Below are 26,283 nucleotides of genomic sequence, written 5' to 3'. Positions count from 1 at the left end.
CCGCATCGTGAGTTCACTTGCGGACCAAACCCGTTGGATGACGGCGACGGATCAAGCGGCGCTCGTCGCATCGGGCGACGTGTCGCCGGTGGAGCTACTGGACGCGGCGATCGAGCGCATCGACCGCATCGACCCTGCGCTCAACGCCGTGGTGATCCGCTGGTTCGATCACGCCCGGGAGGTCGCGGCAAGTCCCGGTCTTCCCAGCGGCCCGTTCCGCGGAGTGCCGTTCCTCATCAAGGATCTGTTCGCCGACTACGCCGGACAGCGCATCAGCAACGGCAACGTGGCATTGAAAGAGGCGAACTTCATCGCCCCAGCCGATACGACGCTCGTCAGTCGCTACCGCGCGGCGGGGCTGGTGATCGCCGGTCGCACGAACAGCCCCGAGCTGGGCAGCGTGCCGACCACCGAGCCTGTCGCGTGGGGCGCGACGCACAACCCGTGGGACACGACCCGCACGCCCGGCGGGTCCAGCGGTGGTGCGGCCGCTGCGGTGGCGTCGGGGATGGTGCCGTTCGCCCATGCCAGCGACGGCGGCGGATCGATTCGTATCCCCGCCTCGTGTTGTGGGCTGGTCGGTCTCAAGCCGAGCCAGGGTCGGATCACGCTCGGCCCGGTGCGCGACGAAAGCGGTCTTGCGGTCGAACACTGCGTCAGTCGCACCGTCCGCGATTCGGCGGCGCTGCTCGATGCGACCCGCGGCCCGGCGATCGGTGACACCGTGATCGCACCACCGCCCGCACGTCCCTACGTCGAAGAGCTGGGCGCAGACCCGGGGCGACTGCGCATCGGCATCCTCGACCACCACGCGCAGGGCGGGCGAGTCGATCCTGAAGTCACTGAGGCGACCCAGTCCGTTGGTCGGCTGCTCGAGTCGTTAGGCCACCACGTCGAGGAAGCATGGCCGAAGGCGTTGGAGGACGAGACGCTCGGCTCCAAGTTCGGTGCGATGTGGAGCGCAAACGTGGGGCTCGCGCAGCGTCGTTTCGAGGAAGCGCTCGGCCGGCCGCTCGAGAGTCACGAGCTCGAACCTATGAACCGCGCCCAGGCCGACTTCGCCAAGCACTTCACGGCAATCGATTTCGCAGTCGCGCTCTCCGGTGTCGCGCAGTTCCGTCGGGCGATGCACTCGTGGTGGTACCAGGGTTGGGATCTGCTGCTCACGCCGACACTCGCGGAACTGCCGCTGAAACTCGGCACGATCGTCAACGACCCCGACAACCCGATGGCACCGATTCGTCGCTCCGGGGACTTCGTCCCCTTCACTCCCCCGATCAATACGAGCGGGCAACCGGCGATCAGCCTTCCGTTGGAGTGGACGCCGGAGGGCCTGCCGGTCGGCGTGCAGCTGGTCGCGGCGTATGGACGCGAGGACGTCTTGATTCGCATTGCGAGTCAGCTCGAGCAGGCGAAGCCCTGGAGTGATCGCAGACCAAAGATCTGATACTTGGGCGCGGCTCACCCCGGTGGATATTTCGACAAAGCGCCGTCATCAGTTGATGACGGCGCCTGGCACACGAGTGTGTTTGATGTGCGGGCGGTGGGACTCGAACCCACACGTTCTTTCGAACACCGGCACCTAAAGCCGGCGCGTCAGCCAGTTGCGCCACGCCCGCGGCGTGGTTGATCGTACCCAACCGTCTCCACGAACTTGTCGGACGACAGGTTTAACTTGATAGCAAGCCTGACTAAAGGGGCAGGTCATGCGATCTGCCGAGGAGTTCAACGCTGCGCAGCGCCTCATTGATACGGCTCGTCTGGACGAATTCGTCGGGCCGAAGACCCGCGCGGTACCGTTGGAAGGTGTCCACTACGCGTCGTAGGAGACCGGCGCTCATCCTTTTGGCGATCATCGGAGCCGCCGGCTGCCTCGCCCTCGCCTGGTGGCAGTGGACCCGCTTCGAGTCCGCATCGGGCACGTTCCAGAACCTCGGCTACGCACTGCAGTGGCCACTGTTCGCCGGTTTCGTCGTCTACGCCTACTACAAGTTCGTGCGCTACGAGGACGCGCCACCGGAGCCCAGGCGGCAGGATGAGGTCACCGAGATACCTGCGGGCCTGCTTCCGGAACGACCGACAGCCGCGACACAACCCATCGATGACGACCCCGCGTTGAGCGAGTACAACGCCTACCTCGCCGACCTCGCCAAGGAAGACAAGGAACGACCCACGACATGACGGAGACAACCGGAACCCCCGTTGAAGCCATCCGCAAGGCGCTGCTCGGCTACCGCGTCACCGCCTGGATCACCGGCATCTGGCTCATCGCGCTCTGCTACGAGATGGTGATGAAGTACGGCTTCGGAGTGGAAGGCCTGAACTGGATCGCCGTCGTCCACGGCTGGGTCTACTTCGTGTACCTGCTCTTCACCGCCAACCTCGCGGTCAAGGTGCGCTGGCCCATCGCCAAGACCATCGGAATCCTGTTGGCCGGCACCATCCCGCTGGTCGGCATCATCGCCGAGCAGATCCAGACCAGGGACATCAAGCAGAAGTACGAGCTCTAGTCGTCACGTCAGGTGCTTGAGGATTTCCTCGGCCAGCCGCTCACCGCGGTCCTCCTGCAGGAAATGCGCCGCTCCCTCGATCCTGACCTGTTCGGTCGCGGCGGGAATCAGATCGCAGAAGGCTTGCCCAGCTTTGGGATACGGAAAGATCGGATCCTGATCGGAGAACGCGATCAATGCCGGCTTCTGCCACCGCGACAACTCGTCGGCCACCGCACTCATCTCACGCGCGCCGGGTGCGTCCTCGGCGATCGGTACGAGCAGCGGGAACTGCGCCGCACCGGCCTTCGACCCGACAGTGGGGAACGGCGCGTCGTAGGCGGCCATCACGTCGTCGGCCAGTTCGGTCGTCGTCGCACTCTGGATGACAAAGCCCACCGGCAAGTCGGGGTTCCGCTCGGCGAAGTCGCGCCAGGCCATGAAGCCCTTCGAAACGCGTCCGGTGAACAGTCCGGTGTTGAGAATCGCCAGCGCTCCGACACGGTCGGCGTTCTCGACGGCCCACCGCAGTCCGATCGCACCACCCCAGTCCTGCACCACCACGATGGCGTCGCGCAGATCGAGCCCCGCGAGCACACGAGACGTCAGCTCGGCGTGGCGGTCATAGCTGTACCACCCGCGGTCGGTCGGCTTGTCCGACCGCCCGAACCCCGCATAGTCCGGGACCACCACGCGATTGCCCGCCTCCACGAGCGGGCCGACCATCTTGCGGTAGAGGTACGCCCAAGTCGGCTCGCCGTGAAAGCACACGATCGGCCTGCCGCCGCGCGGCCCCTCGTCGACGTAGTGCATTCGCAGGCCGTCGACATCGACATAGTTGGGCGCGAAGTCGTAGCCCGGCAGGTTCTCGAAGCGTTCATCCGGTGTCCGGAAGACCTCATCAGTCATAAAGACAACCTAGCCATAATTTGACCGACCGGTCAACTATCGTAGGATCGACACATGCCACGCACGTCGGACGCCCGCGAGCGGATCGTCACGATGGCTGCACGCCTATTTCTCGAACGCAGCTATCAGGACGTCGGCGTCGACGAACTGTGCCGCGCCGCCGACGTCCGGAAGGGCAGCTTCTACCACTACTTCCCCTCTAAGTCGGAACTCGCCAAGGCCGTGATCGACCTGCACGCCGAGGTCTTCGCGCGACGGCTGTCCGGATCCTCCGCAGCGACGCCGGCGCAACGACTGCACGCGATCCCCGATGCGATCGGAGCCATCCAGACCGCACTCGAGGCACAGTTCGGGCGCGCCGTCGGATGCCCGTTCGGAAATTTCGCCGCCGAACTGTCGACCACCGACGACGACGTGCGCACCCACCTGGCCGTCGTGCTCGCGGCCATGGAACGCCACCTCGCTGCGGTATGTCACGACGCGGCGGCGGCCGGGGTATTACGCGCGGGCACCGACCCGGACCGGCTCGCTCACGCACTGCTGGCGCAATATCAGGGCATCATCCTGCTGGCCAAGCTCAACGACTCCGGTGTGGATGCGCTCGCGCCCGCGCTGCATGACTTCATCGACGGCTATCTCGTCGACGCGCGCACCTAATCCGCCAACTCGCGCAGCGCGGGCACCAACAGCGTCAGCGCTCGGCCGCGATGCGATACCGCATCCTTCTCGGCGGGGCTGAGCTCAGCGGCCGTACGGTCCGATCCCGTCGGCAGGAAGACCGGATCGTAGCCAAATCCACCGTCCCCGCGCGGTTCTCGCACGATGGCGCCCGGCCACTCCCCGCGCACCACCACCTCGCCCGCCGCCGACACCAACGCGCACGCCGATACGAATGCGGCATTTCGCCGCGAATCCGGCACATCTTCGAGTTGCGCCAACAAAAGCGCGGTGTTCGCTCTGTCGTTGTCCGCGGCGTCGCCGGTCACGCCTGACCACCGCGCTGACAGCACGCCGGGCATCCCGTTCAACGCCGCCACCTCGAGGCCGGAGTCGTCGGCCACCGAGGGCAGCCCCGTCGCGCGGTACGCGTCCCGCGCCTTGGCCAACGCGTTCTCCTCGAACGTCGCGCCGGTCTCCGGCGCTTCGTCGAACGCCGCGACGTCATCAAGCGACAACAGCGTCAGACCCGAGATGCCCGCCGCGTCGAGCACACGATGCAACTCGGCCAACTTCTTGCGGTTGCGGCTGGCGACGAGCAGATCGGTCAGCTTCCGAACGCTTTCTTCGGTGGTTCCGTCGATTCCGGCAGTTCGCCGGGATAGGGCAACTCCAACGCCTCGCGCTGGATCACGAAGAGCTGATCGCATGCCGCCATCGCGGCGTCGAGCATCTTGTCCAATGTCGACCGCGGGAACGTGGCGCCTTCCCCGGTGCCCTGGATCTCGACCAGCGTGCCGGTATCGGTGGCGACGACGTTCATGTCGACCTCGGCCCGCGAGTCCTCGCTGTAGGGCAGGTCGACGCGGACCCGGCCGTCGACCACACCGACGCTGACCGCGGCGATCGCGCACGACAACGGGCGCGGATCCGACAGCTTGCCGGCGGCGCCCAGATACGTGACCGCGTCGGCCAGCGCCACATACGCACCTGTGATCGCGGCGGTTCGCGTACCGCCGTCGGCCTGCAGCACGTCGCAGTCGACCGCGATGGTGTTCTCCCCCAGCGCCCCCAGATCGATGCACGCACGCAGCGACCGGCCGACCAGCCGGCTGATCTCCTGCGTGCGGCCGCCGATGCGGCCCTTCACCGACTCGCGGTCGGAGCGATCGTGGGTGGCGGCGGGCAGCATCGCGTACTCGGCGGTCAACCAGCCCTGCCCGGACCCCTTACGCCAGCGCGGCACGCCTTCGGTGACGCTGGCCGTGCACATGACCCGCGTCTGGCCGAACTCCACAAGCACCGACCCGGCGGGATGAGTGGTGAAGCCGCGGGTGATGCGAACCGGTCGCAGCTCGTCGTCGAGCCGGCCATCTTCTCGTGTGGACACGAGCCAACCCTATCGGGTGGGCCCGACGGGTCGGCCGAGCCGCCGATCGGGCCCGAAGCTCAGGACCGTTCGACCTCGAACGACTCGCCGCAGACCACGGCGTGCACGGGACCGTCGAACTCGGCCTTCGCCTCACTGATGACGTCTTCGCGCGACGTCCACGGCGGGATGTGCGTCAGCAGCAGTTCACCGACACCCGCATTGGCCGCGGCCCGGCCCGCCTCCGTGCCCGACAGGTGCAGTCTCGGCGGGCGCTCGGGTGAATGCGTCCACGACGACTCGCAGAGGAAGACGTCGGCTCCGCGAGCGAGGTCGATGAGCGCGTCGCAGTAGCCGGTGTCACCGCTGTACACCAGTGTGGCGCCGTCCGGATCCGTGATCCGCATGCCGTAGGACTCGGTGGGGTGGCAGACGAGGCGCGGCACCACACTCAGTGTCCCGATCTCCACCGCGTGGTTGTCGACCCAGTGCCGGATCTCGAAGATGTCGGAGAAGTCGTCGATCTCCCCACCCTCGGGTGATGACGCGGCACCCAGCCGGGCCCAGGTGTTGGCCGGGCCGTACATCACGCCGCGAGCCTGAGCGGGCGAGGGGTGATATCGCCGCCACACGAACAGGCCCGGCAGATCGAGACAGTGGTCGGCATGCAGATGCGAGAGCAGTACGTACACCGAGTTCGGGTCGGCGTAACGCTGAAGAGCGCCCAAAACGCCGCCGCCGAAATCCAGGACTAGCGGTGGGGTCTCGGGAGCCGTTACGAGATAACCGGAAGCTGGCGAATCAGGCCCGACAACACTGCCGGAGCAACCGAGAACGGTGATTCGCACACTCACTAGCTTGCCATGCCCACCTGCGACTTGACGAAAACATCGCCGGTTTGCGCATGCGAATTCACTTTTGCCCGTCGACGTGGCGCTGAACAGGGCGAACCCCATCCAGTGTCGGACCGAGGAACCGGCCCGCCAATGTGGTGAAAGCCTCAGGGTCACCGGTGGCCTCGAATCGGCGGCGAACTGCGGACCCCGGATCCTCGGGATGAGGATGCAGCAAATCCAGTTCGGTGAGCACGCGGAGTAAGTCTTTGGCGGTTTCCTCCGCGCTCGACACCAACGTGACGTGATCGCCCATGGCGAGTTGGATCAGGCCCGACAGCATCGGGTAATGCGTGCACCCGAGAACCAACGTGTCGACCTCGGCGCGCTGAAGCGGCTCGAGATATCCCTCCGCAAGACCGAGCACCTGCCGACCGCTGGTCACTCCCCGCTCCACGAAGTCGACGAAGCGAGGGCACGCCACCCCGATCACCTCGGTATCGCGCGCCGCCGCGAATGCGTCGTGATACGCCCCCGAGGCGATGGTCGCCTCGGTGCCGATGACCCCGATGCGGCCGTTGCGGGTGGCGGCCACCGCGCGACGGACCGCGGGCAGGATCACCTCGACCACGGGGACGGGTGCGTAGCGCTCGCGAGCATCGCGCAGGCAGGCCGATGACGCTGTGTTGCATGCGATCACGAGTGCTTTGACACCGCGCGAGACGAGATCGTCACCGATCGCCAGCGCGTGCGCGCGGATCTCCGGAATGGTCAGTGGACCGTATGGGCCGTTGGCCGTGTCGCCGACGTAGATGATGTCCTCGTCGGGTAGCTGGTCGATGATCGCGCGGGCGACCGTCAGCCCGCCGACCCCGGAGTCAAAGATCCCGACGGGCGCGGTTGGAGAACTCACGACGTCAGATACGGGTTCTTCGGCGCGACCTTGCGGCGCTCACGCGCCTTGCGTTCGGGCCCGGAGAGCACATAGGCCGCGATGACGCCGGCGATCGCGCCGCACAGATGGCCCTGCCACGAGACCCCGGGCGTACCGGGCAGCACGCCGAACAAGACGCTGCCGTAGACGAGCATGACGACGACGCCGATGACGATCTCCCACACCTTGCGGGTGAAGAATCCGAACACGATCAGGAAAGCGAGCCAACCGAAGATCAGGCCGGAGGCGCCGATGTGGTTGGTCTCGCAGCGCACGCCGACGTACGGGCACTGCGCGCCGACGTTGCCTAGCAGCCAGGTGCCGAAACCGCCCAGGATCCAGACGATGGCGGTGGCGAAGATGAACCGCGACATACCCGCGAGCGTCATCAGGAATCCGAGGATGAGCGCCGGAACGGTGTTGGCGATCAAGTGGTTCCAGTCCGAGTGCAGCAGCGGCGCCCAGATGATGCCCCAGAGCCCGTCGGTCTCCAGTGGCCGGATGCCGTTGTTGTCCAGGCGATGGCGGGTCAGCGAGTCCCACAGTTCGATCACCCACAGCAGCACGACGAAGCTGATGATCGTCACACCGCCGACCACCCACGCGGGCCGCTTCTTCGGCGTCGCCGGTGTCCCCGGCATGCCCGGATATCCCGGGCCTGTCATGCCCATAGCTGCCCTTCCAACGCGTCCTCCGCGTCATCCAGGCTACCGGCGTACGCACCGGTCGACAGATACTTCCAACCTGCGTCGGCCACGACGAAAGCGATGTCGGCCCGCTCCCCTGCCTTGAGCGCTTTGGCCGCCATACCGAGTGCCGCGTGCAGCACCGCGCCGGTGGAGATACCGGCGAAGATGCCTTCCACCTGGACGAGTTCGCGGGTGCGCTTGACCGCGTCGTAGGAGCCGACCGAGAAGCGGGTGGTCAGCACGTCGGGGTCATACAGCTCGGGGATGAACCCCTCGTCGATGTTGCGCAGGGCATAGACGCCTTCGCCGTAACGGGGCTCGGCCGCCACGATCTGAACGTCGGGCTTGTGCTCGCGCAGGTAACGTCCGGTGCCCATCAACGTGCCGGTGGTGCCGAGGCCCGCGACGAAGTGCGTGATCTCCGGCAGGTCGGCCAACAGCTCCGGGCCGGTGCCCTCGTAATGCGCAAGGGAGTTCGCCTCGTTGCCGTACTGGTAGAGCATGACCCACGAAGGGTTCTGCAGCGCAAGCTCTTTCGCGTGGGCCACCGCGGTGTTAGAGCCGCCTTCGGCCGGCGAATAGATGATGCGCGCCCCGTAGAGCTCCAACAGCTGCCGTCGCTCGATGGAGGTGTTCTCGGGCATCACGCAGATCATCTGATAGCCCTTGAGCAATGCCGCCATGGCCAGCGAGATGCCGGTGTTGCCGCTCGTCGGCTCGAGAATCGTTGCGCCGGGCTGCAATACACCGCGCCGCTCGGCGTCCTCGATCATCCGCAGCGCCGGCCGGTCCTTGATCGAGCCGGTCGGGTTCCGGTCCTCCAACTTGGCCCACAACCGAACGTGCGGCTCGTCGTCCCACTTCGGGGACAACCGCTGCAGGCCCACCAGCGGCGTATCGCCGAGTGCCTGGAGGAGGGAGTCGTATCGGGTCACTATCGGGTCACTCAGCCACCAGCGACGGCGGGCAGGATGGTCACCGAATCCCCGTCCGAGACCGCGGTGTCCAGCCCTCCGGAGAACCGCACATCCTCGTCGTTGACGTAGATGTTGACGAAGCGGTTCAGCTTGCCGTTATCCATCAAGCGCTCGGAGATCCCGGAGTAGTTCGCTTCGAGATCGCTGATCACCGCACCAAGGGTGTCGCCCGCCGCGGCGACGCGCTTCTCGCCGCCGGTGTGGACGCGCAGGATGGTCGGGATCGACACGGTGACAGACATGGTCGGCCACTCCTTTCCAAAGTTCTAATACTGCTCGACGATTTTGACGGGCTCTTCGGTGACGACGCCGTCGACGATGCGGTAGCTGCGTAGCTCGTGCTCGTCGGGGTCACGCGTCGACACCAATACGTAGTGGGCATCCGGCTCGGACGCGTACGAGATGTCGGTGCGGCTGGGGTACGCCTCGGTGGCGGTATGCGAGTGATAGATCACGACGGGCACCTCGTCCGCCTCGTCCATCGCGCGCCACACCTTGAGTTGCTCACCGGAGTCGAACCGATAGAAGGTCGGCGAACGCTCGGCGTTCGTCATCGCGATGAACCGCTCCGGGCGATCGGCGCCCTCTGGTCCCGCGATCACGCCGCACGCCTCATCGGGGTGGTCGGCGCGGGCATGGGCGACCATCGCGTCGACCAGGTCCGCTCGGATCACCAGCACTGCCTGTTCCTCCTACTCAACCGCGACCGCGAGCGATCACTCGAACGCACCCGGCAACATGCCACGGTACGTCGGTATTCCTGCTACCGGCTCCGCGGCCAGCACCCCCACCAGCACCGCACGTGCCAGACAGTCCGCCGCGGCGGCTCCCAGCGCGGTGATCAGAGGCACCTCCGGGGACATCGACGCCGGGGTCGTCGGGTCCGGCGGCACCTCGACTGCTCCGGTGGCCAGCGCGAACACCGTATCGCCATCGAGCGGGGTGTGACACGGCCGGATGGTGCGGGCCAGTCCGTCCTGCGCCGCGACTGCCATCCGTCGGCATGCGGCCTTGCTCAGCACCGCGTCGGTGGCGACGACGGCGATGGTGGTGTTCAGGGGACTGAGCTCGGTGTGGCGGTCGGCATACGCGGCGATCTGATCAGCGGGTGGCGGCACCAGACCGAACTCCTCGATCTGGTCGGCGAGCCAGGGCAACCCCGTCGCAGGATCCACGGCGTCACCTGCGGCGTTGACGACCACGAGCGCCCCCACCGTCACGCCGGAGGGCAGCGTCACCGATGCGGTGCCGACGCCACCCTTCAGTACCCCGACGCGCGCCCCGACCCCTGCACCCACGGTGCCGATCGCCACATCGGTACCCGCGCTCTCGGCGGCGGCCCGGCCGAACGTCGCATCCGGCCGGCACTGCCACCCACCGACCGGGAGGTCGAAAATCACGGCGGACGGAACGATCGGCACCACACCCTTTTGGATGCCGTCGTCGAGCGCGACGCCGCGGCCCTGTTCTTCTAGCCACTCCATCACGCCGTGTGCGGCGGCCAGTCCGAACGCGCTGCCCCCGCTCAGCACAACGGCGTCGACATGACGCACGGAGTTGATCGGGTCCAGGAGGTCTGTCTCCCGGGTGCCAGGTGCGCCACCGCGGCAGTCGACGCCGCCGGTCGTACCGGGCGGGGTCAACACCACCGTCGTACCGGCGGCCCACCCCGAACCAAGCTCAGCGTCGGGGTCGATTCGATGGTGGTGGCCGACGCGGATTCCGCCGACGTCGGTGATCGCGCCCATGCTTACGACTTCCCCATCATTCCGAGCACCAGATACTCCTGCATCACGGTCAGCCACTGATATACGTCCAGATGGCCCGCCATCGGATGGTCGGGCGGCAATTCGTGAGGGCCGTCGGCGGTGACTCCGAGCATGGTGCCCAACGCCAGCCGCATATCGTTGACCGCCGCCGCCCATGCATGAGCGTCGTCCTCGGTGAGCTCGAACTTGCCGCCGTTCGGCGGCACTGTGTCCAACAACCGTTGGGCTGCTTCACGTTTGGCGTCGATGATTTCCGGCTCATGCAGACTTCGAAGCGCGCTGTTGAGGCTTTCGGCAGTACCCGAGCCGGCGGGGTGATCGTTTTGCGGGCGGAAGAAGTCCGGCAGCAGACGTTTCATCGTCTCGTCCTCCGGCGGTGACGAGTGACCGGTGCGCATACCGGTGATGTCCTTCAGTTCGTCAGCGGGAGACGATGATTGGCGGTCGTCGAGCATTCCGACCAATGACGTCGCAAGGTTCTGCAGCAGCGACACCTCGTGTGCGGCCAGCGCTGAGCGGAAGCGCGGGCCGTCAGCGGTATCGACCCGTTTCCATTTGCGCACAGCCGGATCAGCGGTCCTGCTGCAGGGTTGCCCACAAGCCCGCGGCGTGGAGCTTGGAGACGTCGATCTCCATCGACTCCCGGCTGCCCGCCGACACCACGGCCTTGCCCTCGTTGTGCACCTGCAGCATGAGTTTGGTCGCGTGCGGCTCGCTGTAGCCGAAGAGTTTCTGGAAGACGTACGTCACGTAGGTCATCAGGTTGACCGGATCGTCCCAGACCAGGGTCACCCAGGGGCTATCGGTCGCATCGATGGTTGCGACATCCCGTTCCTCGCGAGTTCCCGGTCGGGTCTTCGCAGGCGTAACCATGTGGACAAGGATAGCGAGGCCGCGAAGTAGCGCGTGCAGCGGATGCTTCGCCTCATGCCCACCGCGAAGCGCATTCCAGCGCATCCAAAGCCGACCCCCCATACGATTCGTGCGATGACATTCCCCAGGCTCGCGGTACATATCGCGAGGTGCGCAGCAGCAACCTGTCTGGTACTCGTCTGGGCGGGCCTCGGGTCCTCCACCGCACTGGGCCAACCGGATGCCTTCGTTCCCGGTATGGGCGACAGCGCCGGGCTTGTCGACATCGGCGACGGTCGCGTGATCTACCTCGAATGCCGCGGGATGGGTTCCCCCACCGTGCTACTCATCTCGGGCGCCGGGGTGGCCGCAGACAACTGGAGCTACACCGGCGACCCGAACGATTCCGTGAACGTCGCGAAACGCACCGAAAACGCGGTCTATCCGTCGGTTGCAACGTTCACCAGGGTGTGCGCCTACGACCGGCCCGGCACCGAACAGATGAACGGTGCGCCGAGCAGGTCGACACCCGTGGCCCAACCGACAACGGCACAGAGCGCGGCCGCCGACCTGCACGCGCTGGTGTCGGCTGCGCAGCTTGCCGGCCCGTACGTTCTGGTCGGCCACTCCTGGGGAGGGCTCATCGCCCAGACCTACGCACGAACCTTCCCGTCCGAAATGTCCGGACTCGTGCTTGTCGACCCCAGTTCGCAGTTCTTACCAACGGTATTGCCGACCAACGTATGGGCGAATTGGATCGAAAGCCTCGTCGAGCACGGCCGCCAAAATCCCGGCATCGAGTCGACCAACTATCCCTCGAGCGTCGGCCAACTCGCGGCGACACCACCCGTCCCTGCGATCCCCGTCTCGGTGCTCAGTGCCGACAAACCCTTTGATTATCTCGGCATCGGCAACGCCGACACGTATTGGCCACAGTGGCTCGACGCCGCCGCCAGGCTCTCCACCTACCTGAGCGCCAACCACATCACTGCGACTAACAGCGATCACTTCATCGAGAACGAGAGTCCCGCGCTGGTGATCGGCCAGATCTGCGCCGTGGCCAGGGCACAACACGCATGCCCCGCTGTTTGAGTCGATGCTTGTCGACCATCAGCCGATACGGTTGCTAGGTGGTCCCGCAGTCCAAGGGGATGTCCCCAGCGTTCCTCACCGACAAATACGAGCTGACGATGCTCTCGGCCGCACTCGGCGACGGCACAGCGCACCGACGGACCACGTTCGAGGTGTTCGCCCGCCGACTGCCGGACGGTCGTCGCTACGGTGTGGTGGCCGGGACGGCGCGATTCGTGGAAGCGTTGGCACAGTTCACGTTCGACGACGAGGCACTCGTGTCGTTGTCGGACTTCTGTGACCGCGAGACGCTGGCATATCTCGCCGACTATCGGTTCCGCGGTGATGTCGACGGGTACGCCGAAGGCGAGCTCTACTTCCCCGGCCCCCCCGTGCTGGCCGTCCACGGCACGTTCGCGGAGTGCGTCGTCCTGGAAACGCTGGCGCTGTCGATCTTCAACCACGACACCGCGATCGCATCGGCAGCGGCCCGGATGGTCGTCGCCGCACAAGGCCGGGCGCTGATCGAGATGGGCTCGCGTCGCACACATGAGCAGGCCGCCGTCGCGGCCGCGCGCGCCGCCTACATCGCGGGTTTCGCGGGCTCGTCGAACCTCGAGGCTCAACGCACCTACGGGGTGCCCGCGCTCGGCACGAGTGCGCATGCGTTCACGCTGTTGCACACCACGCGCGACGGATCCGACGAGAAGGCGGCGTTCAAGGCGCAGGTCGACGCGTTGGGCGTCGGCACCACGCTGCTCGTGGACACCTACGACATCACCGCGGGTGTGGCCAATGCCGTCGAGGTGGCGGGCCCGGAGCTCGGCGCGGTCCGCATCGACTCCGGTGATCTGGGCGTGCTCGCGCGCCAGGTGCGCGACCAACTCGACGGCCTCGGTGCCCGCAACACCCGCATCGTGGTGTCCGGCGACCTCGACGAGTTCTCGATCGCCGCGTTGCGTGCCGAGCCCGTCGACATCTACGGTGTGGGCACCTCGGTCGTCACAGGCTCGGGCGCACCGACGGCGTCCATGGTCTACAAGCTGGTCGAGGTCGACGGCATACCCGTGGAGAAACGCAGCCTCCACAAGACGTCCCACGGCGGCCGTAAGCAGGGAGTGCGTCTGGCCAAGCGCACCGGCACCGTGGTCGAAGAGATCGTGCATCCCATCGGTGCCAAACCGGATGCGCCTCCCGCCCTGGTCGAGCGTCCGCTGACCGTGCCGCTGGTTCAGCAGGGTGAGCCCGTGGAAGCCAGCCTCGGCCTCGAAGCCGCGCGCGAGCGCGTCAAGGAGGGGCTGCACAGCCTGCCGTGGGACGGCCTCAAACTGTCCCGGGGCGAACCGGCGATACCCACCCGCATGATCGCCCCCGCGAGTCACTAGGAGCAGCCACGGGCGAAACCGGAAACGTCACCGAACTGCTGGCCACGGCGGTCACGGCACTCGGCGGTGCAGAACGCCCCGGCCAGATCGAGATGGCCGAGGCGGTGGCGCATGCGTTCGACACCGGCGAACACCTGGCCGTGCAGGCGGGTACCGGGACGGGCAAATCGCTGGCGTACCTCGTGCCCGCCATCGCGCGGGCCGTCGACACCGAGGAACCCGTCGTCATATCGACGGCGACCATCGCGCTGCAGCGCCAGCTGGTAGACCGCGACCTCCCCCGGCTGGCGGAATCGCTGACCGACGCCCTGCCGCGCAGCCCGAAATTCGCGCTGCTGAAGGGTAGAGGAAACTACCTGTGTCTCAACAAGATTCACAATGGAGCGGCGACAGAGCCCGATGAGCAGTCGCAGGAGGAGCTGTTCGAGCCGGTCGCGACGTCGGCACTGGGACGCGACGTGCAGCGGCTCATCGCGTGGTCGTCGGAGACCGAGACAGGCGATCGAGACGACCTGACCCCGGGTGTGCCTGACCGGTCGTGGTCGCAGGTCAGCGTCTCGGCCCGGGAGTGCATCGGGATGGCACGCTGCCCGTTCGGCACCGACTGTTTCGCGGAGAAGGCGCGCGACAAGGCCGGCCAGGCCGATGTGGTCGTCACCAACCACGCGCTGCTGGCCATCGACGCCGTGTCCGACGCCGCCGTGCTCCCGGAACACCGCCTGCTGGTGGTCGACGAAGCCCACGAACTCGTGGACCGGGTCACCGGTGTGGCCACCGCCGAACTGTCGGCGACGTCCATGGGTGTTGCCCATCGCCGCTCCGCGCGCCTGGTCGACCAGGAACTCGCGCAACGTCTCGAGGCGGCCACCGCGACTCTGTCGTCGGTCATCCACGACGCGACGCCCGGGCGCATCGACACCCTCGACGACGAGATGGCGACCTACCTGACCGCTCTTCGGGACGCCGCGCACCGCGTGCGGTCGGCGATCGACACCAGCCCCAGCGATCCGAAGGCGGCTGCCGCGCGTGCCGAGGCCGTGACCGCGCTGACCGACGTCGGCGATACGGCGTCGCGCATCCTGGACTCCTTCGTCCCCGCCATCACCGACCGGTCCGATGTGGTGTGGCTGGACCACGAGGACAACAGGGGCAACGTCCGGGCGGTGTTGCGGGTGGCGCCGCTGTCGGTGTCGGGTCTGTTGCGCACCAGGCTGTTCGAGAGTGCGACGGCGGTACTCACCTCGGCCACGCTGACAATCGGCGGCACGTTCGACGCCATGGCGTCCGCGTGGGGGCTGGCCGGTGACGACAAGGTGCGGTGGCGCGGCATCGACGTCGGATCGCCGTTCGAGCACGCGAAGTCGGGCATCCTCTATGTGGCCGCCCACCTCCCGCCGCCCGGCCGCGACGGCACCGGCTCCGCCGAGCAGCTCGACGAGATCGCTTCGCTCATCGCCGCCGCCGGCGGCCGCACCCTCGGCCTGTTCTCCTCGATGCGCGCGGCGAAGTCCGCCGCCGAGATCATGCGGGAGCGCCTCGACACCCCGGTCCTGTGTCAGGGCGAGGACACCACGTCGGCGTTGGTGAAGCGATTCGCCGACGATGCCGAGACGTCGCTGTTCGGGACCCTCTCACTGTGGCAGGGCGTCGACGTCCCCGGCCCGTCACTGTCACTGGTACTCATCGACCGCATCCCCTTCCCACGGCCCGACGACCCGCTGCTGACGGCCCGCCAGCGTGCGGTGGCGGCTCGCGGTGGCAACGGTTTCATGGCCGTCGCGGCCAGCCACGCGGCGCTGCTGCTGGCACAGGGCGCCGGCCGGCTCCTGCGCCGCATCGACGACCGCGGCGTCGTCGCGGTGCTGGACTCGCGGATGGCCACCGCCCGGTACAGCGGGTTTCTGCGGGCCTCGCTGCCACCGTTTTGGGCGACCACCGACCCGGTCCGGGTCCGACAGGCGCTCGAACGTTTACGCGGCAGCTGATTAATTTCACTATCCTGTCGGCTACTTCCACGTGCGGGTCGCCCTGGCCGCCTGCAGACGCGAAAGGCGGCGTCAATGCCCCGACGACACCTGTTGGGCGCGGTGATCACGGTCTCTGCCGCACTCGTCCTCTCGTCGTGCAGCACGACGCTGCAAGGGCACGCCGTATCGGTGTTCGACGACCCGTTCAGCGTCGCGGGGATGCCCGCCACCGATGGGCCGACCGGTATGCGATCCGATCCTGCGGGGCCGACGCGGGTCGTGCTCGGCACCGACGACGGCGATATGGACGAACTCGGCCGCCAGGCGATCAGCGACATCGAGGAGTTCTGGGAACTCAACTACGGCGAGTACTTCGACGGCGGCTTCACCCCGGTGGAGGAGCTGATCTCCTGGGACGCCAACGGTTTCGAGGACATCGAGTTCTGCGGCGACAGCACGTACGGGATCGTGAACGCCGGCTACTGCCTCGACGACCACACCATCGGATGGGACCGCGGTGAACTGCTGCCCGCGCTGCAGCAGGCGCACGGCGACATGGGCGTGACGATGGTGCTCGCGCACGAATACGGGCACGCCATCCAGTACCAGTCCGGGATGTCCGACGAAGACACCGAGACACTGGTGTCCGAGCAGCAGGCCGACTGCCTGGCCGGTGCCTACATGCGCTGGGTCGCCGAAGACAACTCACCGCGCTTCACCCTCTCGACGGGAGAGGGCCTGAACAACGTGCTGGCGGCCGTCATCGGATTCCGCGATCCGCTGCTCAACGAGGACGACCCGGAAGTCGGCGTGGACGAACACGGTTCGGCGTTCGAACGGGTGTCGGCGTTCCAGTTCGGATTCACCGACGGGGTGCAGGCCTGTGCGTCGATAGACATGCGTGAGATCGGCCAGCGCCGCGGCGACCTGCCCGTGCTGCTCCCCGAGGACCACACCGGCGAACTGGCGATCACCGAGAAGTCCGTGCAGGACATCATGGCGGCGATGGACACCCTGTTCAGCCCGAAGAACCCGCCGGAACTGACCTTCGAGGCCGTCGACTGCCCCGATGCGCGGCCCAGTCCGCCGGTGTCCTTCTGTCCGGCGACCAACACGATCTCCGTCGACCTACCCGAGCTCGAAGCGCTTGGCGCACAGGATGATTCCGAGGAAGAGGTCAGTCTGGCGACCGGGGACAACACCGCGTACTCCGTACTGGTCTCGCGATACATGCAGGCCATTCAGCATGAGCACGGCGGCGTAACCCTCGACAACGCCGAGGCCGCGCTGCGCACCGCATGCCTGACCGGAGTGGCCACCGCGAAGTTGTCGAAGGAAGCCACCACTCCCGACGGGAACACCATTCAACTGACCGCGGGCGACGTCGACGAGGCGGTGTCCGGGATCCTCACCAACGGACTGGTCGCCAGCGACGTCAACGGCGAGTCGGTGCCGTCGGGCTTCTCCCGGATCGACGCGTTCCGCGTCGGCGTGCTCGGCGATCAGGAGCGCTGCTTCAAGCGCTTCGACTAGATCTGTTTGGTCACGCCGTACCAGGCGAGCACGGCCTCGGACTGGGCAGTCGACCTCGTCAGGAATGCGTACGAGCGGATGAACGACTCGCCCACGCAGCCGTCGATCTTGACGCGGAACTTGCTGACCATGACCCACGGGTCGGCCCCGGTGTACTCCTTCTTCGTCACCGGGACCACGTTGACCAGCCCGGGCTTGAGGCCGACTGTGATGCCGCCGCCGAGGTTTCCGCCGAGAGAGGGCAGGACGCCGTCGATCCCCGGCGAGATGACGTCGATGCCGAGCAACCCGATCGACGGGCTGATGCCCATCGTTCCGGTCAGCGAGACACCGTTGGAGGTGCTCATGTCGATACCGCAGCCGATCTCGTAGCCGACCTCGAGGGTGCCGCCCGGCTCTTCACCGTCGTCCGGTCCCCTCAGTGTGCCGCTGTAGGTTCCGCCGACGACGTATTCGCGCGACGACAACGCCGTCGTGAGCGGCGGTATGGGCGCCTGTGTCTCGTCCTTCGCCGACAGGGTGAGCTGCCAGCCGTCGGGCGTCTCCGTGACGGCAGGCGGTGTCGATTCGACGCGTCCTTCGTCGACGGGCGGAGGTGGCGCCACACCTTCGGGCGCCGGCGCGGCCGAGGCCACGGGCGCAATGACCGGGGTGGGCTCAGGCGCCGGCTGGGCGGACGCGGCTCCGATTGATGGGCAAGCGAGCAATCCACCCACGGCAAACACCGTGATGCCGCATCGCAGCACATCCCCAACCGTCACAGCCGAGTCCCCTCCTACGAGTCGCAGTAATTGACGCAACCTACCCCGACTGCGATGCGCGCCGGGCAGGTGTCGGCGAGATAGTTTGATCGGCTTCCGAACGGCCCCGGTCAGGACGGCATGCGCAGCACGAAACCGGCTTCCAAAGCGACCCACAGCGCGCCGTCGGGACCGATCGCCAGACCGTGCGGCTCACTGCCCGGCGGGAGGTCGATGGTGACGATCTCACCGTCGCCGCTGACGCGGGCCAACTGATTCGAACCCCACAGGCTCACCCAAACGCCGTCGTCGGGATCGGCGACGACGGCGTGGGGCTTTCCTGGCAGATCCATCTCCTGGATGGCGTCGTCCATGGGGATCCGACCGAGCCGCTCGGCAAGGAACTCGGTGAACCAGATCGCGTCGTCGTGGGTGGCCGCTACGCCCACCGGACCGGCTGCGGCAGTGGGTAATTCGCGCACAGTGAGTTCTCCGGACAACGACAGTCGGCCGATCGCGCTGCGTTGGTTGAGGGTGAACCACAGCGCGTTGTCGGGTCCGCTGACGATCATCGCCGGCGCACCTCCGACCGCATATCGATCGGTGAGCTCGCCGTCGACGGACACCCGGCCGACCTCGCCCGTCGTCATCGCCGTGAACCACAGCGCACCGTCGGCTCCGACGGCGATCCCGTACGGCGCGGTCCCCTCCCCCACGTCGACGTCGCTCAGCTCCCCTGTGGTGGTGATCCGCCCGATGCGGTCGTCGCCGTTTCGGGTGAACCACAGTGCACCGTCTGGGGCCGCGGTGATGATCGACGGCCTGCACGCAGCGGCGACGGGATAGATCGCGACGTCGCCGCCCGTCGTCACCCGCGCGATCGCACCCCGGTGCACCAGCGTCACCCACAGCGCGCCGTCCGGGCCTGCCGCAAGCGCGTACGGTCCGCCGTCGACCGCGACCTTGAGGGCGGCCGTCACGCGAGCGTGACGAGGCCGAGTTCGTTGTCGCCGGCCAGCAGTGGGTGGTGCGGCAACACTCGCACCGTGTAGCCGACCGGCCCCGCGACCGGCAGCGGTGTGGTGGTCGTGAAGACCTCGTTTCCACCGTCGGCGGTGCCGGTGTGCTGCATCGGCACCGCGACCGGGTTCACCAGCGCGTCGCTCGCATCGACGCGCCCCAGCACCGCCTGTACCGACACCTCCTCGGCCGTCAGTCCGGCCAGGTGGACCGTCGCGGTCAGGGTCAGTTCGGAGCCGAGCAGCGGGGTGTCGGGAAGGCCGTAGCTGTCGACGTCGGTGATCTGGATCTTGGGCCACGCCTCGGTGGCGCGCTCGCGGTAGGCGGCCAATTCGCGGGCCGCACCGAACGGCTGCCCGTCAGCGCCGGGCTCGACGGTCCTACGCAGCGATTGCGCGGCGGGCGCGTAGTACTTCTCGGTGTAGTCACGCACCATCCGCGACGCCAGCACCTTCGGCCCGAGCGCGATCAGCGTGTGCCGCACCATCTCCACCCACCGCATCGGGACGCCGTGCTCGTTGCGGTCGTAGAACTTCGGCGCCACCGACCGCTCGATCAGGTCGTACAACGCGGCGGCCTCGATGTCGTCGCGCCGCCCCTCGTCCGCAAGGCCGTCGGCGGTGGGTATCTCCCAGCCGTTCTCGCCGTCGTACCACTCGTCCCACCAACCGTCGCGGATCGACAGGTTCAGCCCGCCGTTGAGCGCACTCTTCATGCCCGACGTGCCGCACGCCTCCAGCGGTCGCAACGGATTGTTCAGCCAGACGTCGCACCCCCAGTACAACTGGCGAGCCATCGACATGTCGTAGTCGGGCAGAAACGCGATGCGGTGGCGAACCTCGGGACGGTCGGCGAACTTGACCACCTGCTGGATCAACGCCTTACCGCCGTCGTCGGCCGGGTGCGACTTGCCCGCCACGATCAGCTGGACCGGCCGCTCCTCGTCGAGCAGCAACTTCTCCAGCCGCTCCGGATCACGCAGCATCAGGGTCAGCCGCTTGTACGTCGGGACACGCCGCGCGAAGCCGATGGTCAGCACGTCAGGATCGAATGCCGTTGCGATCCAGCCCAATTCGGCCTCGGATGCGCCGCGCTCGTGCCAGGACCGACGCAGCCGGGCCCGGACGTCGTGGACCAACTTCTCGCGCAGCTGCGAGCGGATCCACCACATGTGTCCGGGATCGACCTCGTGCAGCCGCTCCCACACCTCGGGCTCCCTCAGCTCGCCGAGGTCCGCGCTGCCGATCAGTTCGCGGCCCAACTCCACCCATTCCGGGGCCGCCCAGGTGGGCGCGTGCACACCGTTGGTGATCGAGCCGATCGGCACCTCGCCGGGGTCGAAGCCCGGCCACAGCTCGTTGAACATGCCGCGGCTGACCTTGCCGTGCAGCAGCGAGACACCGTTCGCCCGCTGAGCGAGCCGCAGCCCCATATGCGCCATGTTGAACTTCGACGGGTCGTCCTCGGCGCCGAACCAGATGACGCGATCCAGCGAGACACCGGGCAGCAGGCGCGAATCAGCGCCGGACGGATCGCCTTCCGGGCCGCCGAAATACCGCTTGACCATGTCCACCGGGAACCGGTCGATACCGGCTGGAACAGGGGTGTGGGTGGTGAACACCGTCGACGAACGCACGACGGTCAGGGCGGTGTCGAAGTCCAACCCGGCGTCGATCAGTTCGCGGATCCGCTCGACACCGAGGAAGCCGGCATGCCCCTCGTTCATGTGGAACACCTCGGGTGACGCCAGACCCTCGACCTCGATGAAGGCGCGGATCGCGCGCACGCCGCCGATACCGGCGAGGATCTCCTGCTTGATCCGGTGTTCCTGGTCGCCGCCGTACAGCCGATCGGTCACGCCACGAAGGTCGTGATCGTTCTCCGGGATGTCGGAGTCCAGTAGCAGCAACGGAATTCGGCCGACCTGAGCGATCCAGACGCGGGCACGCAACTCGGTGTCCTCGGGCATCGCGACGCTCACCAGCACAGGGTTGTCGCCGGCGTCGGTGAGCAACCGCAGCGGCAGGCCCTGCGGATCGATGGACGGGTAGCTCTCGTGTTGCCAGCCGTCGGCGGTCAGCGACTGCCGGAAGTACCCGGAGCGGTAGAGAAGGCCGACGGCGATCAGCGGCAGACCCAGATCCGAGGCGGACTTCAAGTGGTCACCGGCGAGAATGCCCAGCCCGCCGGAGTAGTTGGGCAGCACCTCGGCGACGCCGAACTCCATCGAGAAGTAGGCGATGCCGTTGGGCAGTTCGGCACCCTGTTCGAGCTGCTGCTGGTACCACAGCGGCCGACTCAGGTAGTCGTCCAGCTCGGCGGCCAGTTCGTCGAGCCGGCGGACAAAGGATTCATCGACAGCCAATTCGTCCAGCCGCGTCGGGCTGACCAGCCCCAGCAACGCGACCGGGTCACATCCGACCTGACTCCAGAGCTCCGGATCGATCGTCGCGAACAGGTCCTGGGTGGGCTTGTCCCATGACCACCGCAGGTTGATCGACAGCCGCTCGAGTGCGACCAACCGGTCGGGAAGATGGGCGCGGACGGTGAACCTGCGAAGAGCTTTCACGCGAGCCAACCTTACTGACATTTCGCGGGGCTGCAGGCTTGGCGCCGATACCGCTTCACCTCCGCTTGATTGGGCAGCGCATTACGGTGGGTATAGGGCCAAGTGGGTTCACGAGGGTGCGCAATCACAGTCAATGACCTCAGACGACGCAGCTGAAGGAGTGGTGGGAAGTGGTCGGTCGGATCGGGATCGATGACGTCGCGCCCGTCGTATCCGGCGGAAAGTTCCCGGCCAAGGCGGTCGTGGGCGAAGTCGTGCCGGTCCGGGCGACGGTGTGGCGCGAGGGCCACGACGCCGTCGCGGCCACCCTCGTCGTCCGCTACCACGGTTCGGCCTACCCACAGCTGGTCAACGGGCCGGCGGGGGTGACCGCTCCCGCTGCGGAGCCGGTGCCCATCGAAGAGGTCGTCAAACCACGGGAACGCATCAAGCGACAACACCTGCCGATGGCCCCGGGTACGACGCCCGACGTGTTTCACGGGCAGTTCACGCCCGATTCCGTCGGGCTGTGGACGTTCCGCGTGGACGGGTGGGGTGATCCGATCACGACGTGGCGCAAGGCCGTCACCGCCAAGCTGGATGCCGGCCAGGGCGAAGTCGAACTGTCCAACGATCTGCTCGTCGGAGCGCGGTTGCTCGAACGCGCCTCGACCGGTGTGCCTCGTAAGCTGCGGGACCCGATCATCGCGGCGGCCGAAGCGCTGCGCCAACCCGGCGACCCGTTCGCCAGGGCCGGTGCGGCGCTGTCAGACGAAGTGGCGGCGCTGCTCGCCGAGTATCCGCTACGCGAATTGGTCACGCGCGGAGAGCAATACGGTATTTGGGTGGATCGCCCCCTGGCGCGGTTCGGCAGCTGGTATGAGATGTTCCCGAGGTCGACCGGCGGCTGGGACAAGAAGGGTAAGCCCGTCCACGGAACGTTCGCGACCGCCACCAAAGCGCTGCCCCGCATCGCAGCCATGGGCTTCGACGTCGTCTATCTGCCACCTATCCATCCGATCGGCAAGGTCCATCGCAAAGGCCCCAACAACTCGGTCACCGCCGCACCCGGCGACGTGGGCTCGCCGTGGGCGATCGGCAGCGACGAGGGCGGCCATGACGCGGTCCATCCTCAGCTGGGCACCATCGATGATTTCGACGACTTCGTCGCCGCCACTCGCGATCTCGGGATGGAAGTGGCGCTGGACCTCGCACTGCAGTGCGCACCGGACCATCCGTGGGCCAAGGAGCATCCGGAGTGGTTCACGGTGCTGCCGGACGGCACCATCGCCTATGCCGAGAACCCGCCGAAGAAGTATCAGGACATCTATCCGATCAACTTCGACAACGACCCCGCCGGGCTATACGCAGAAGTCCTTCGGGTGGTGCGGTTCTGGGTCTCGCACGGGGTCAAGGTGTTTCGGGTTGACAATCCGCACACCAAACCGCCGAACTTCTGGGCGTGGCTGATCGGCAAGGTGAAGAACGACGATCCCGACGTCCTGTTCCTCTCGGAGGCGTTCACCCGGCCGGCGCGGCTATACGGTCTGGCCAAACTCGGATTCACGCAGTCCTACACGTACTTCACGTGGCGGACGGCGAAGTGGGAGATCACCGAGTTCGGTCAAGAGATCGCGCAGCACGCCGACTACGCGCGTCCCAACCTGTTCGTCAACACCCCGGACATCCTCCACGAGAGCCTGCAGCACGGCGGTCCCGGCATGTTCGCGATCCGGGCGGTGCTGGCCTCGACGATGAGTTCGGCATGGGGTGTGTATTCGGGATACGAGCTCTTCGAGCACCGCGCCGTACGCGAGGGCAGCGAGGAGTACCTCAATTCCGAGAAGTACGAACTGCGGCCGCGCGATTTCGAGGCCGCGCTGGCCGACGGCGAATCGCTGGAGCCGTTCCTGACCCGGCTCAACGAGATCCGCCGCGTGCACCCCGCGCTGCATCAGCTGCGCACCATCAAGTTCCACCATGTCGACAACGACGGCTTGTTGGCCTACAGCAAGTTCGACCCGGTGACGGGCGATCAGGTGCTGGTGGTGGTGACGCTCAACCCGTTCGGCCCCGAAGAGGCCACACTCTGGCTCGACATGGGCGCGTTGGGGATGGAACCGTACGACCGCTTCTGGGTGCGCGACGAAATCACCGGCGACGAATATCAGTGGGGACAAGCAAATTACGTCCGCCTCGACCCGGCAAGGGCGGTGGCGCACGTGCTGAACATGCCCCAGGTGCCGGCCGACCAACGACTCAACCTACTGCGTAGGGAGTGACGAGATGACGCAGACCAACCAACGCACGAGCCCGAACCTCCGCCCGCACACAGCCGATCTGAACCGTCTGCTTGCCGGCGAACACCACGACCCGCACTCGATCCTGGGTGCGCATGAATACGGCGACCACACGGTCATCCGCGCCTACCGACCCCACGCGGTGGAGGTGGCGGCCCTCGTGGGCGGCGAGCGATATCCGTTCCAGCACATCGAGGGCGGGCTTTTCGCCGTCGCGCTGCCGATGACGAACCTGATGGACTACCGGCTCGAGATCGCCTATCCCGGCGGCGACGGTCAGGTCGTACACACCGTCGCCGATGCGTACCGGTTCCTGCCCACCCTCGGGGAGATCGATCTGCACCTGTTCGCGGAGGGTCGCCACGAGCGCCTCTGGGAGATTCTCGGCGCGCATCCCCGCAGTTTCACCACACCCGACGGCGTGGTCCACGGCGTATCCTTCGCGGTGTGGGCGCCAAATGCCAAGGGCGTCAGCCTGATCGGCGAGTTCAACCACTGGGACGGCAACGAGGCGCAGCTGCGCGTGCTCGGTTCGACCGGGGTCTGGGAGCTGTTCTGGCCCGGTTTCGAAATCGGCGGACTGTACAAGTTCCGGGTGCACGGCGCCGACGGTTCGGTCAGCGACCGCGCCGACCCGATGGCGTTCGCCACCGAGGTGCCGCCGCAGACGGCGTCGAAGGTCACGCAGAGCGAATACACCTGGCAGGACGACAAGTGGATGGAGCGTCGCGCCCGCGAGAATCCGGTTTTCGAACCGATGAGCACCTACGAGGTGCACCTGATGTCGTGGCGCCCGGGCCTGAGCTACCGCGAATTGGCCACTGAACTCACCGAATACGTGGTGTCCAACGGGTTCACCCACGTCGAGTTGATGCCCGTCGCCGAGCATCCGTTCGGCGGTTCGTGGGGTTATCAGGTGACGTCCTACTACGCGCCGACGGCGCGATTGGGCACCCCCGACGAGTTCCGCCACGTGGTGGACACCCTGCACCAGGCCGGCATCGGCGTGATCATGGACTGGGTGCCCGCCCACTTCCCCAAGGATGCCTGGGCGCTGGGCCGCTTCGACGGCACCGCGCTCTACGAACACTCCGACCCCCGCCGCGGCGAGCAACTCGACTGGGGCACTTACGTATTCGACTTCGGTCGCGCCGAGGTCCGCAACTTCCTGGTGGCCAACGCGCTGTACTGGCTGCAGGAGTATCACATCGACGGGTTACGCGTCGATGCCGTCGCGTCGATGCTCTACCTGGATTATTCGCGACCCGAAGGTGGTTGGACGCCGAACGTGTACGGCGGCCGGGAGAACCTCGAGGCCGTGCAGTTCCTCCAGGAGATGAACGCCACGGTGCATAAGCTCGCACCGGGCATCGTCACAGTCGCCGAGGAGTCGACGTCATGGCCGGGTGTGACGCGGGCGACGAACCTTGGTGGCCTTGGCTTCTCGATGAAGTGGAACATGGGCTGGATGAACGACACGCTGGAGTTCATCAAGCGGGATCCCATTCACCGCAGCTACCACCATCACGAGATCACGTTCTCGATGCTCTACGCGTTCAGCGAGAACTTCGTGCTGCCCATCAGTCACGACGAGGTGGTGCACGGCAAGGGCACGCTGTGGGGTCGCATGCCGGGCAACGACCACACCAAAGCCGCGGGACTGCGCGGCCTGCTCGCCTACCAGTGGGCCCACCCCGGCAAGCAGTTGCTGTTCATGGGGCAGGAGTTCGGCCAGCGTGCCGAGTGGTCGGAGGAGCGCGGCGTCGACTGGTATCAGCTGGACGAGAACAGTTTCTCCACGGGCGTGCAGCGGTTCGTGCAGGACATGAACGAGATCTACCGCACCAGGCGAGCACTGTGGTCTCAGGACACGAAGCCGGAGGGTTATTCGTGGATCGACGCCAACGACTCGGCCAACAACGTGCTGAGCTTCCTGCGGTTCGGCGATGACGGCTCCAAACTGGCGTGTGTGTTCAACTTCTCGGGCTCAGAACACAGCCGCTATCGCCTCGGCCTGCCACATGCGGGCACCTGGCGGGAGGTTCTCAACTCCGACGCCGACATCTACAACGGGTCGGGCATCGGCAACTACGGCGCGGTCGAGGCGACCGACGAGCCGTGGCACGGTCGGCCGGCCTCTGCGGTCATGGTGTTGCCTCCGCTGGCGGCGCTGTGGTTCGAACCCGTCGACTAGCGCGCGTCACTTTCCTCTCACGGCTAGACGCGAAACCCCCCATTTCG

At 66.8% G+C, this 26,283-nt stretch carries 25 protein-coding genes and 1 tRNA gene; 10 read left to right on the top strand and 16 right to left on the bottom strand.

All coding sequences use genetic code 11. From position 1 onward, the window contains the following. The first annotated feature begins 7 nt into the window (after nt 1–7). Nucleotides 8–1,447, top strand: a complete 1,440-nt coding sequence (locus tag H7J93_RS06030) for an amidase (protein ID WP_267305388.1) — start codon at nt 8–10, stop codon at nt 1,445–1,447. 88 nt (nt 1,448–1,535) lie between these two features. On the opposite strand, the gene H7J93_RS06025 is transcribed toward H7J93_RS06030, so the two are convergent. Next, nucleotides 1,536–1,619: transfer RNA gene (locus H7J93_RS06025), tRNA-Leu, on the bottom strand. A gap of 187 nt (nt 1,620–1,806) precedes the next feature. On the opposite strand from H7J93_RS06025, the gene H7J93_RS06020 reads away from it, so the two are divergent. Beyond that, entirely contained in the window at nt 1,807–2,181 is a 375-nt protein-coding gene (locus tag H7J93_RS06020; protein WP_267305387.1) for a hypothetical protein, read from the top strand. After that, nucleotides 2,178–2,510 (top strand): DUF3817 domain-containing protein, encoded by a 333-nt coding sequence (locus H7J93_RS06015; protein WP_267305386.1) that lies wholly within the window; start codon nt 2,178–2,180, stop codon nt 2,508–2,510. Before H7J93_RS06020 ends, H7J93_RS06015 begins: the two co-directional genes overlap by 4 nt. Before the next feature lie 3 nt (nt 2,511–2,513). Here the strand turns inward: H7J93_RS06015 and H7J93_RS06010 are convergent, their stop codons facing one another. Continuing rightward, a complete protein-coding gene (locus H7J93_RS06010; protein ID WP_267305385.1) occupies nt 2,514–3,398 on the bottom strand; it encodes a haloalkane dehalogenase in 885 nt (294 codons plus the stop codon). 54 nt (nt 3,399–3,452) lie between these two features. Here H7J93_RS06010 and H7J93_RS06005 point away from each other — a divergent pair, with 54 nt between their 5' ends. Next, nucleotides 3,453–4,055 carry a TetR/AcrR family transcriptional regulator gene (locus H7J93_RS06005; RefSeq protein WP_267305384.1) on the top strand — a complete coding sequence of 201 codons (603 nt, stop codon included), beginning with the start codon at nt 3,453–3,455 and terminating at the stop codon, nt 4,053–4,055. On the opposite strand, the gene rdgB is transcribed toward H7J93_RS06005, so the two are convergent. From rdgB to clpS, 11 genes are read right to left on the bottom strand one after another with little or no spacing between them, the layout of a single operon-like run. Further along, the gene (rdgB, locus tag H7J93_RS06000; protein WP_276021482.1) at nt 4,052–4,666 is read right to left on the bottom strand and encodes an RdgB/HAM1 family non-canonical purine NTP pyrophosphatase; all 615 of its coding nucleotides are present in this window, start codon (nt 4,664–4,666) and stop codon (nt 4,052–4,054) included. The two genes, H7J93_RS06005 and rdgB, sit on opposite strands and share 4 nt — an antisense overlap. After that, complete coding sequence (gene rph / locus H7J93_RS05995) at nt 4,663–5,445, bottom strand: ribonuclease PH (protein ID WP_267305383.1); 783 nt, start codon at nt 5,443–5,445, stop codon at nt 4,663–4,665. Before rph ends, rdgB begins: the two co-directional genes overlap by 4 nt. A gap of 59 nt (nt 5,446–5,504) precedes the next feature. Then, nucleotides 5,505–6,278 carry a cyclic nucleotide-degrading phosphodiesterase gene (locus H7J93_RS05990; RefSeq protein ID WP_267305382.1) on the bottom strand — a complete coding sequence of 258 codons (774 nt, stop codon included), beginning with the start codon at nt 6,276–6,278 and terminating at the stop codon, nt 5,505–5,507. 58 nt (nt 6,279–6,336) lie between these two features. Next, on the bottom strand, nt 6,337–7,170 hold the full coding sequence (gene murI / locus H7J93_RS05985; RefSeq protein ID WP_267305381.1) for a glutamate racemase: 834 nt from the start codon (nt 7,168–7,170) through the stop codon (nt 6,337–6,339). Continuing rightward, nucleotides 7,167–7,862 (bottom strand): rhomboid family intramembrane serine protease, encoded by a 696-nt coding sequence (locus H7J93_RS05980; RefSeq protein ID WP_267305380.1) that lies wholly within the window; start codon nt 7,860–7,862, stop codon nt 7,167–7,169. Before H7J93_RS05980 ends, murI begins: the two co-directional genes overlap by 4 nt. Continuing rightward, nucleotides 7,853–8,815, bottom strand: a complete 963-nt coding sequence (locus H7J93_RS05975; RefSeq protein ID WP_267305379.1) for a cysteine synthase — start codon at nt 8,813–8,815, stop codon at nt 7,853–7,855. Before H7J93_RS05975 ends, H7J93_RS05980 begins: the two co-directional genes overlap by 10 nt. Nucleotides 8,816–8,826: 11 nt before the next feature. After that, nucleotides 8,827–9,099 carry a MoaD/ThiS family protein gene (locus H7J93_RS05970; protein ID WP_267305378.1) on the bottom strand — a complete coding sequence of 91 codons (273 nt, stop codon included), beginning with the start codon at nt 9,097–9,099 and terminating at the stop codon, nt 8,827–8,829. Nucleotides 9,100–9,123: 24 nt separating this feature from the next. Continuing rightward, the gene (locus H7J93_RS05965) at nt 9,124–9,537 is read right to left on the bottom strand and encodes a M67 family metallopeptidase (RefSeq protein ID WP_267305377.1); all 414 of its coding nucleotides are present in this window, start codon (nt 9,535–9,537) and stop codon (nt 9,124–9,126) included. A 36-nt stretch (nt 9,538–9,573) separates the two neighbouring features. Further along, a complete protein-coding gene (locus tag H7J93_RS05960) occupies nt 9,574–10,605 on the bottom strand; it encodes a P1 family peptidase (protein ID WP_267305376.1) in 1,032 nt (343 codons plus the stop codon). Nucleotides 10,606–10,607: 2 nt separating this feature from the next. After that, on the bottom strand, nt 10,608–11,189 hold the full coding sequence (gene aosR, locus H7J93_RS05955; protein ID WP_267305375.1) for an oxidative stress transcriptional regulator AosR: 582 nt from the start codon (nt 11,187–11,189) through the stop codon (nt 10,608–10,610). A 7-nt stretch (nt 11,190–11,196) separates the two neighbouring features. Then, the gene (clpS, locus tag H7J93_RS05950; RefSeq protein WP_267305374.1) at nt 11,197–11,499 is read right to left on the bottom strand and encodes an ATP-dependent Clp protease adapter ClpS; all 303 of its coding nucleotides are present in this window, start codon (nt 11,497–11,499) and stop codon (nt 11,197–11,199) included. A gap of 114 nt (nt 11,500–11,613) precedes the next feature. On the opposite strand from clpS, the gene H7J93_RS05945 reads away from it, so the two are divergent. The 4 genes from H7J93_RS05945 to H7J93_RS05930 all read left to right on the top strand — a co-directional run bounded on the left by H7J93_RS05945 (nt 11,614) and on the right by H7J93_RS05930 (nt 17,434). Further along, complete coding sequence (locus H7J93_RS05945; protein ID WP_267305373.1) at nt 11,614–12,570, top strand: alpha/beta fold hydrolase; 957 nt, start codon at nt 11,614–11,616, stop codon at nt 12,568–12,570. Between the two features lie 59 nt (nt 12,571–12,629). Beyond that, nucleotides 12,630–13,934 (top strand): nicotinate phosphoribosyltransferase, encoded by a 1,305-nt coding sequence (locus H7J93_RS05940; protein WP_267305933.1) that lies wholly within the window; start codon nt 12,630–12,632, stop codon nt 13,932–13,934. Nucleotides 13,935–13,969: 35 nt separating this feature from the next. Further along, nucleotides 13,970–15,919 carry an ATP-dependent DNA helicase gene (locus H7J93_RS05935; RefSeq protein WP_267305932.1) on the top strand — a complete coding sequence of 650 codons (1,950 nt, stop codon included), beginning with the start codon at nt 13,970–13,972 and terminating at the stop codon, nt 15,917–15,919. Nucleotides 15,920–15,994: 75 nt separating this feature from the next. After that, nucleotides 15,995–17,434, top strand: a complete 1,440-nt coding sequence (locus tag H7J93_RS05930; RefSeq protein WP_267305372.1) for a neutral zinc metallopeptidase — start codon at nt 15,995–15,997, stop codon at nt 17,432–17,434. Here the strand turns inward: H7J93_RS05930 and H7J93_RS05925 are convergent. The 3 genes from H7J93_RS05925 to H7J93_RS05915 form a co-directional block, all read right to left on the bottom strand. After that, the gene (locus H7J93_RS05925) at nt 17,431–18,195 is read right to left on the bottom strand and encodes an MspA family porin (RefSeq protein WP_267305371.1); all 765 of its coding nucleotides are present in this window, start codon (nt 18,193–18,195) and stop codon (nt 17,431–17,433) included. The genes H7J93_RS05930 and H7J93_RS05925 overlap by 4 nt on opposite strands. Nucleotides 18,196–18,305: 110 nt before the next feature. Further along, nucleotides 18,306–19,154, bottom strand: coding sequence for a virginiamycin B lyase family protein (locus tag H7J93_RS05920; protein WP_267305370.1), 849 nt, complete (start codon nt 19,152–19,154; stop codon nt 18,306–18,308). Next, nucleotides 19,151–21,763: a glycosyltransferase family 1 protein gene (locus H7J93_RS05915; protein ID WP_267305369.1), complete on the bottom strand. Its 2,613-nt coding sequence runs from the start codon at nt 21,761–21,763 to the stop codon at nt 19,151–19,153. Before H7J93_RS05915 ends, H7J93_RS05920 begins: the two co-directional genes overlap by 4 nt. 170 nt (nt 21,764–21,933) lie before the next feature. Between H7J93_RS05915 and H7J93_RS05910 the strand changes: the two genes are divergently transcribed. Both H7J93_RS05910 and glgB read left to right on the top strand, forming a co-directional pair. Continuing rightward, entirely contained in the window at nt 21,934–24,024 is a 2,091-nt protein-coding gene (locus H7J93_RS05910) for an alpha-1,4-glucan--maltose-1-phosphate maltosyltransferase (protein WP_267305368.1), read from the top strand. A 4-nt stretch (nt 24,025–24,028) separates the two neighbouring features. Next, a complete protein-coding gene (glgB, locus tag H7J93_RS05905) occupies nt 24,029–26,236 on the top strand; it encodes a 1,4-alpha-glucan branching protein GlgB (protein WP_267305367.1) in 2,208 nt (735 codons plus the stop codon). The last annotated feature ends 47 nt before the right edge of the window (nt 26,237–26,283 follow it).

The organism is Mycobacterium barrassiae (assembly GCF_025822765.1).
Taxonomy (GTDB): Bacteria; Actinomycetota; Actinomycetes; order Mycobacteriales; family Mycobacteriaceae; genus Mycobacterium; species Mycobacterium barrassiae.
Note: the sequence above shows the minus strand (reverse complement) of the source record. Positions and strands in the feature narration are given on the sequence as shown.

Coding starts and splice junctions, on each gene's coding strand:
- H7J93_RS06015 (WP_267305386.1), top strand. CDS start 2,178: ATGACGGAGACAACCGGAACCCCCGTTGAAGCCATCCGCAAGGCGCTG.
- H7J93_RS06010 (WP_267305385.1), bottom strand. CDS start 3,398: ATGACTGATGAGGTCTTCCGGACACCGGATGAACGCTTCGAGAACCTG.
- H7J93_RS06005 (WP_267305384.1), top strand. CDS start 3,453: ATGCCACGCACGTCGGACGCCCGCGAGCGGATCGTCACGATGGCTGCA.
- H7J93_RS05980 (WP_267305380.1), bottom strand. CDS start 7,862: ATGGGCATGACAGGCCCGGGATATCCGGGCATGCCGGGGACACCGGCG.
- H7J93_RS05970 (WP_267305378.1), bottom strand. CDS start 9,099: ATGTCTGTCACCGTGTCGATCCCGACCATCCTGCGCGTCCACACCGGC.
- H7J93_RS05960 (WP_267305376.1), bottom strand. CDS start 10,605: ATGGGCGCGATCACCGACGTCGGCGGAATCCGCGTCGGCCACCACCAT.
- clpS (WP_267305374.1), bottom strand. CDS start 11,499: ATGGTTACGCCTGCGAAGACCCGACCGGGAACTCGCGAGGAACGGGAT.
- H7J93_RS05945 (WP_267305373.1), top strand. CDS start 11,614: ATGACATTCCCCAGGCTCGCGGTACATATCGCGAGGTGCGCAGCAGCA.
- H7J93_RS05940 (WP_267305933.1), top strand. CDS start 12,630: ATGTCCCCAGCGTTCCTCACCGACAAATACGAGCTGACGATGCTCTCG.
- H7J93_RS05930 (WP_267305372.1), top strand. CDS start 15,995: ATGCCCCGACGACACCTGTTGGGCGCGGTGATCACGGTCTCTGCCGCA.
- glgB (WP_267305367.1), top strand. CDS start 24,029: ATGACGCAGACCAACCAACGCACGAGCCCGAACCTCCGCCCGCACACA.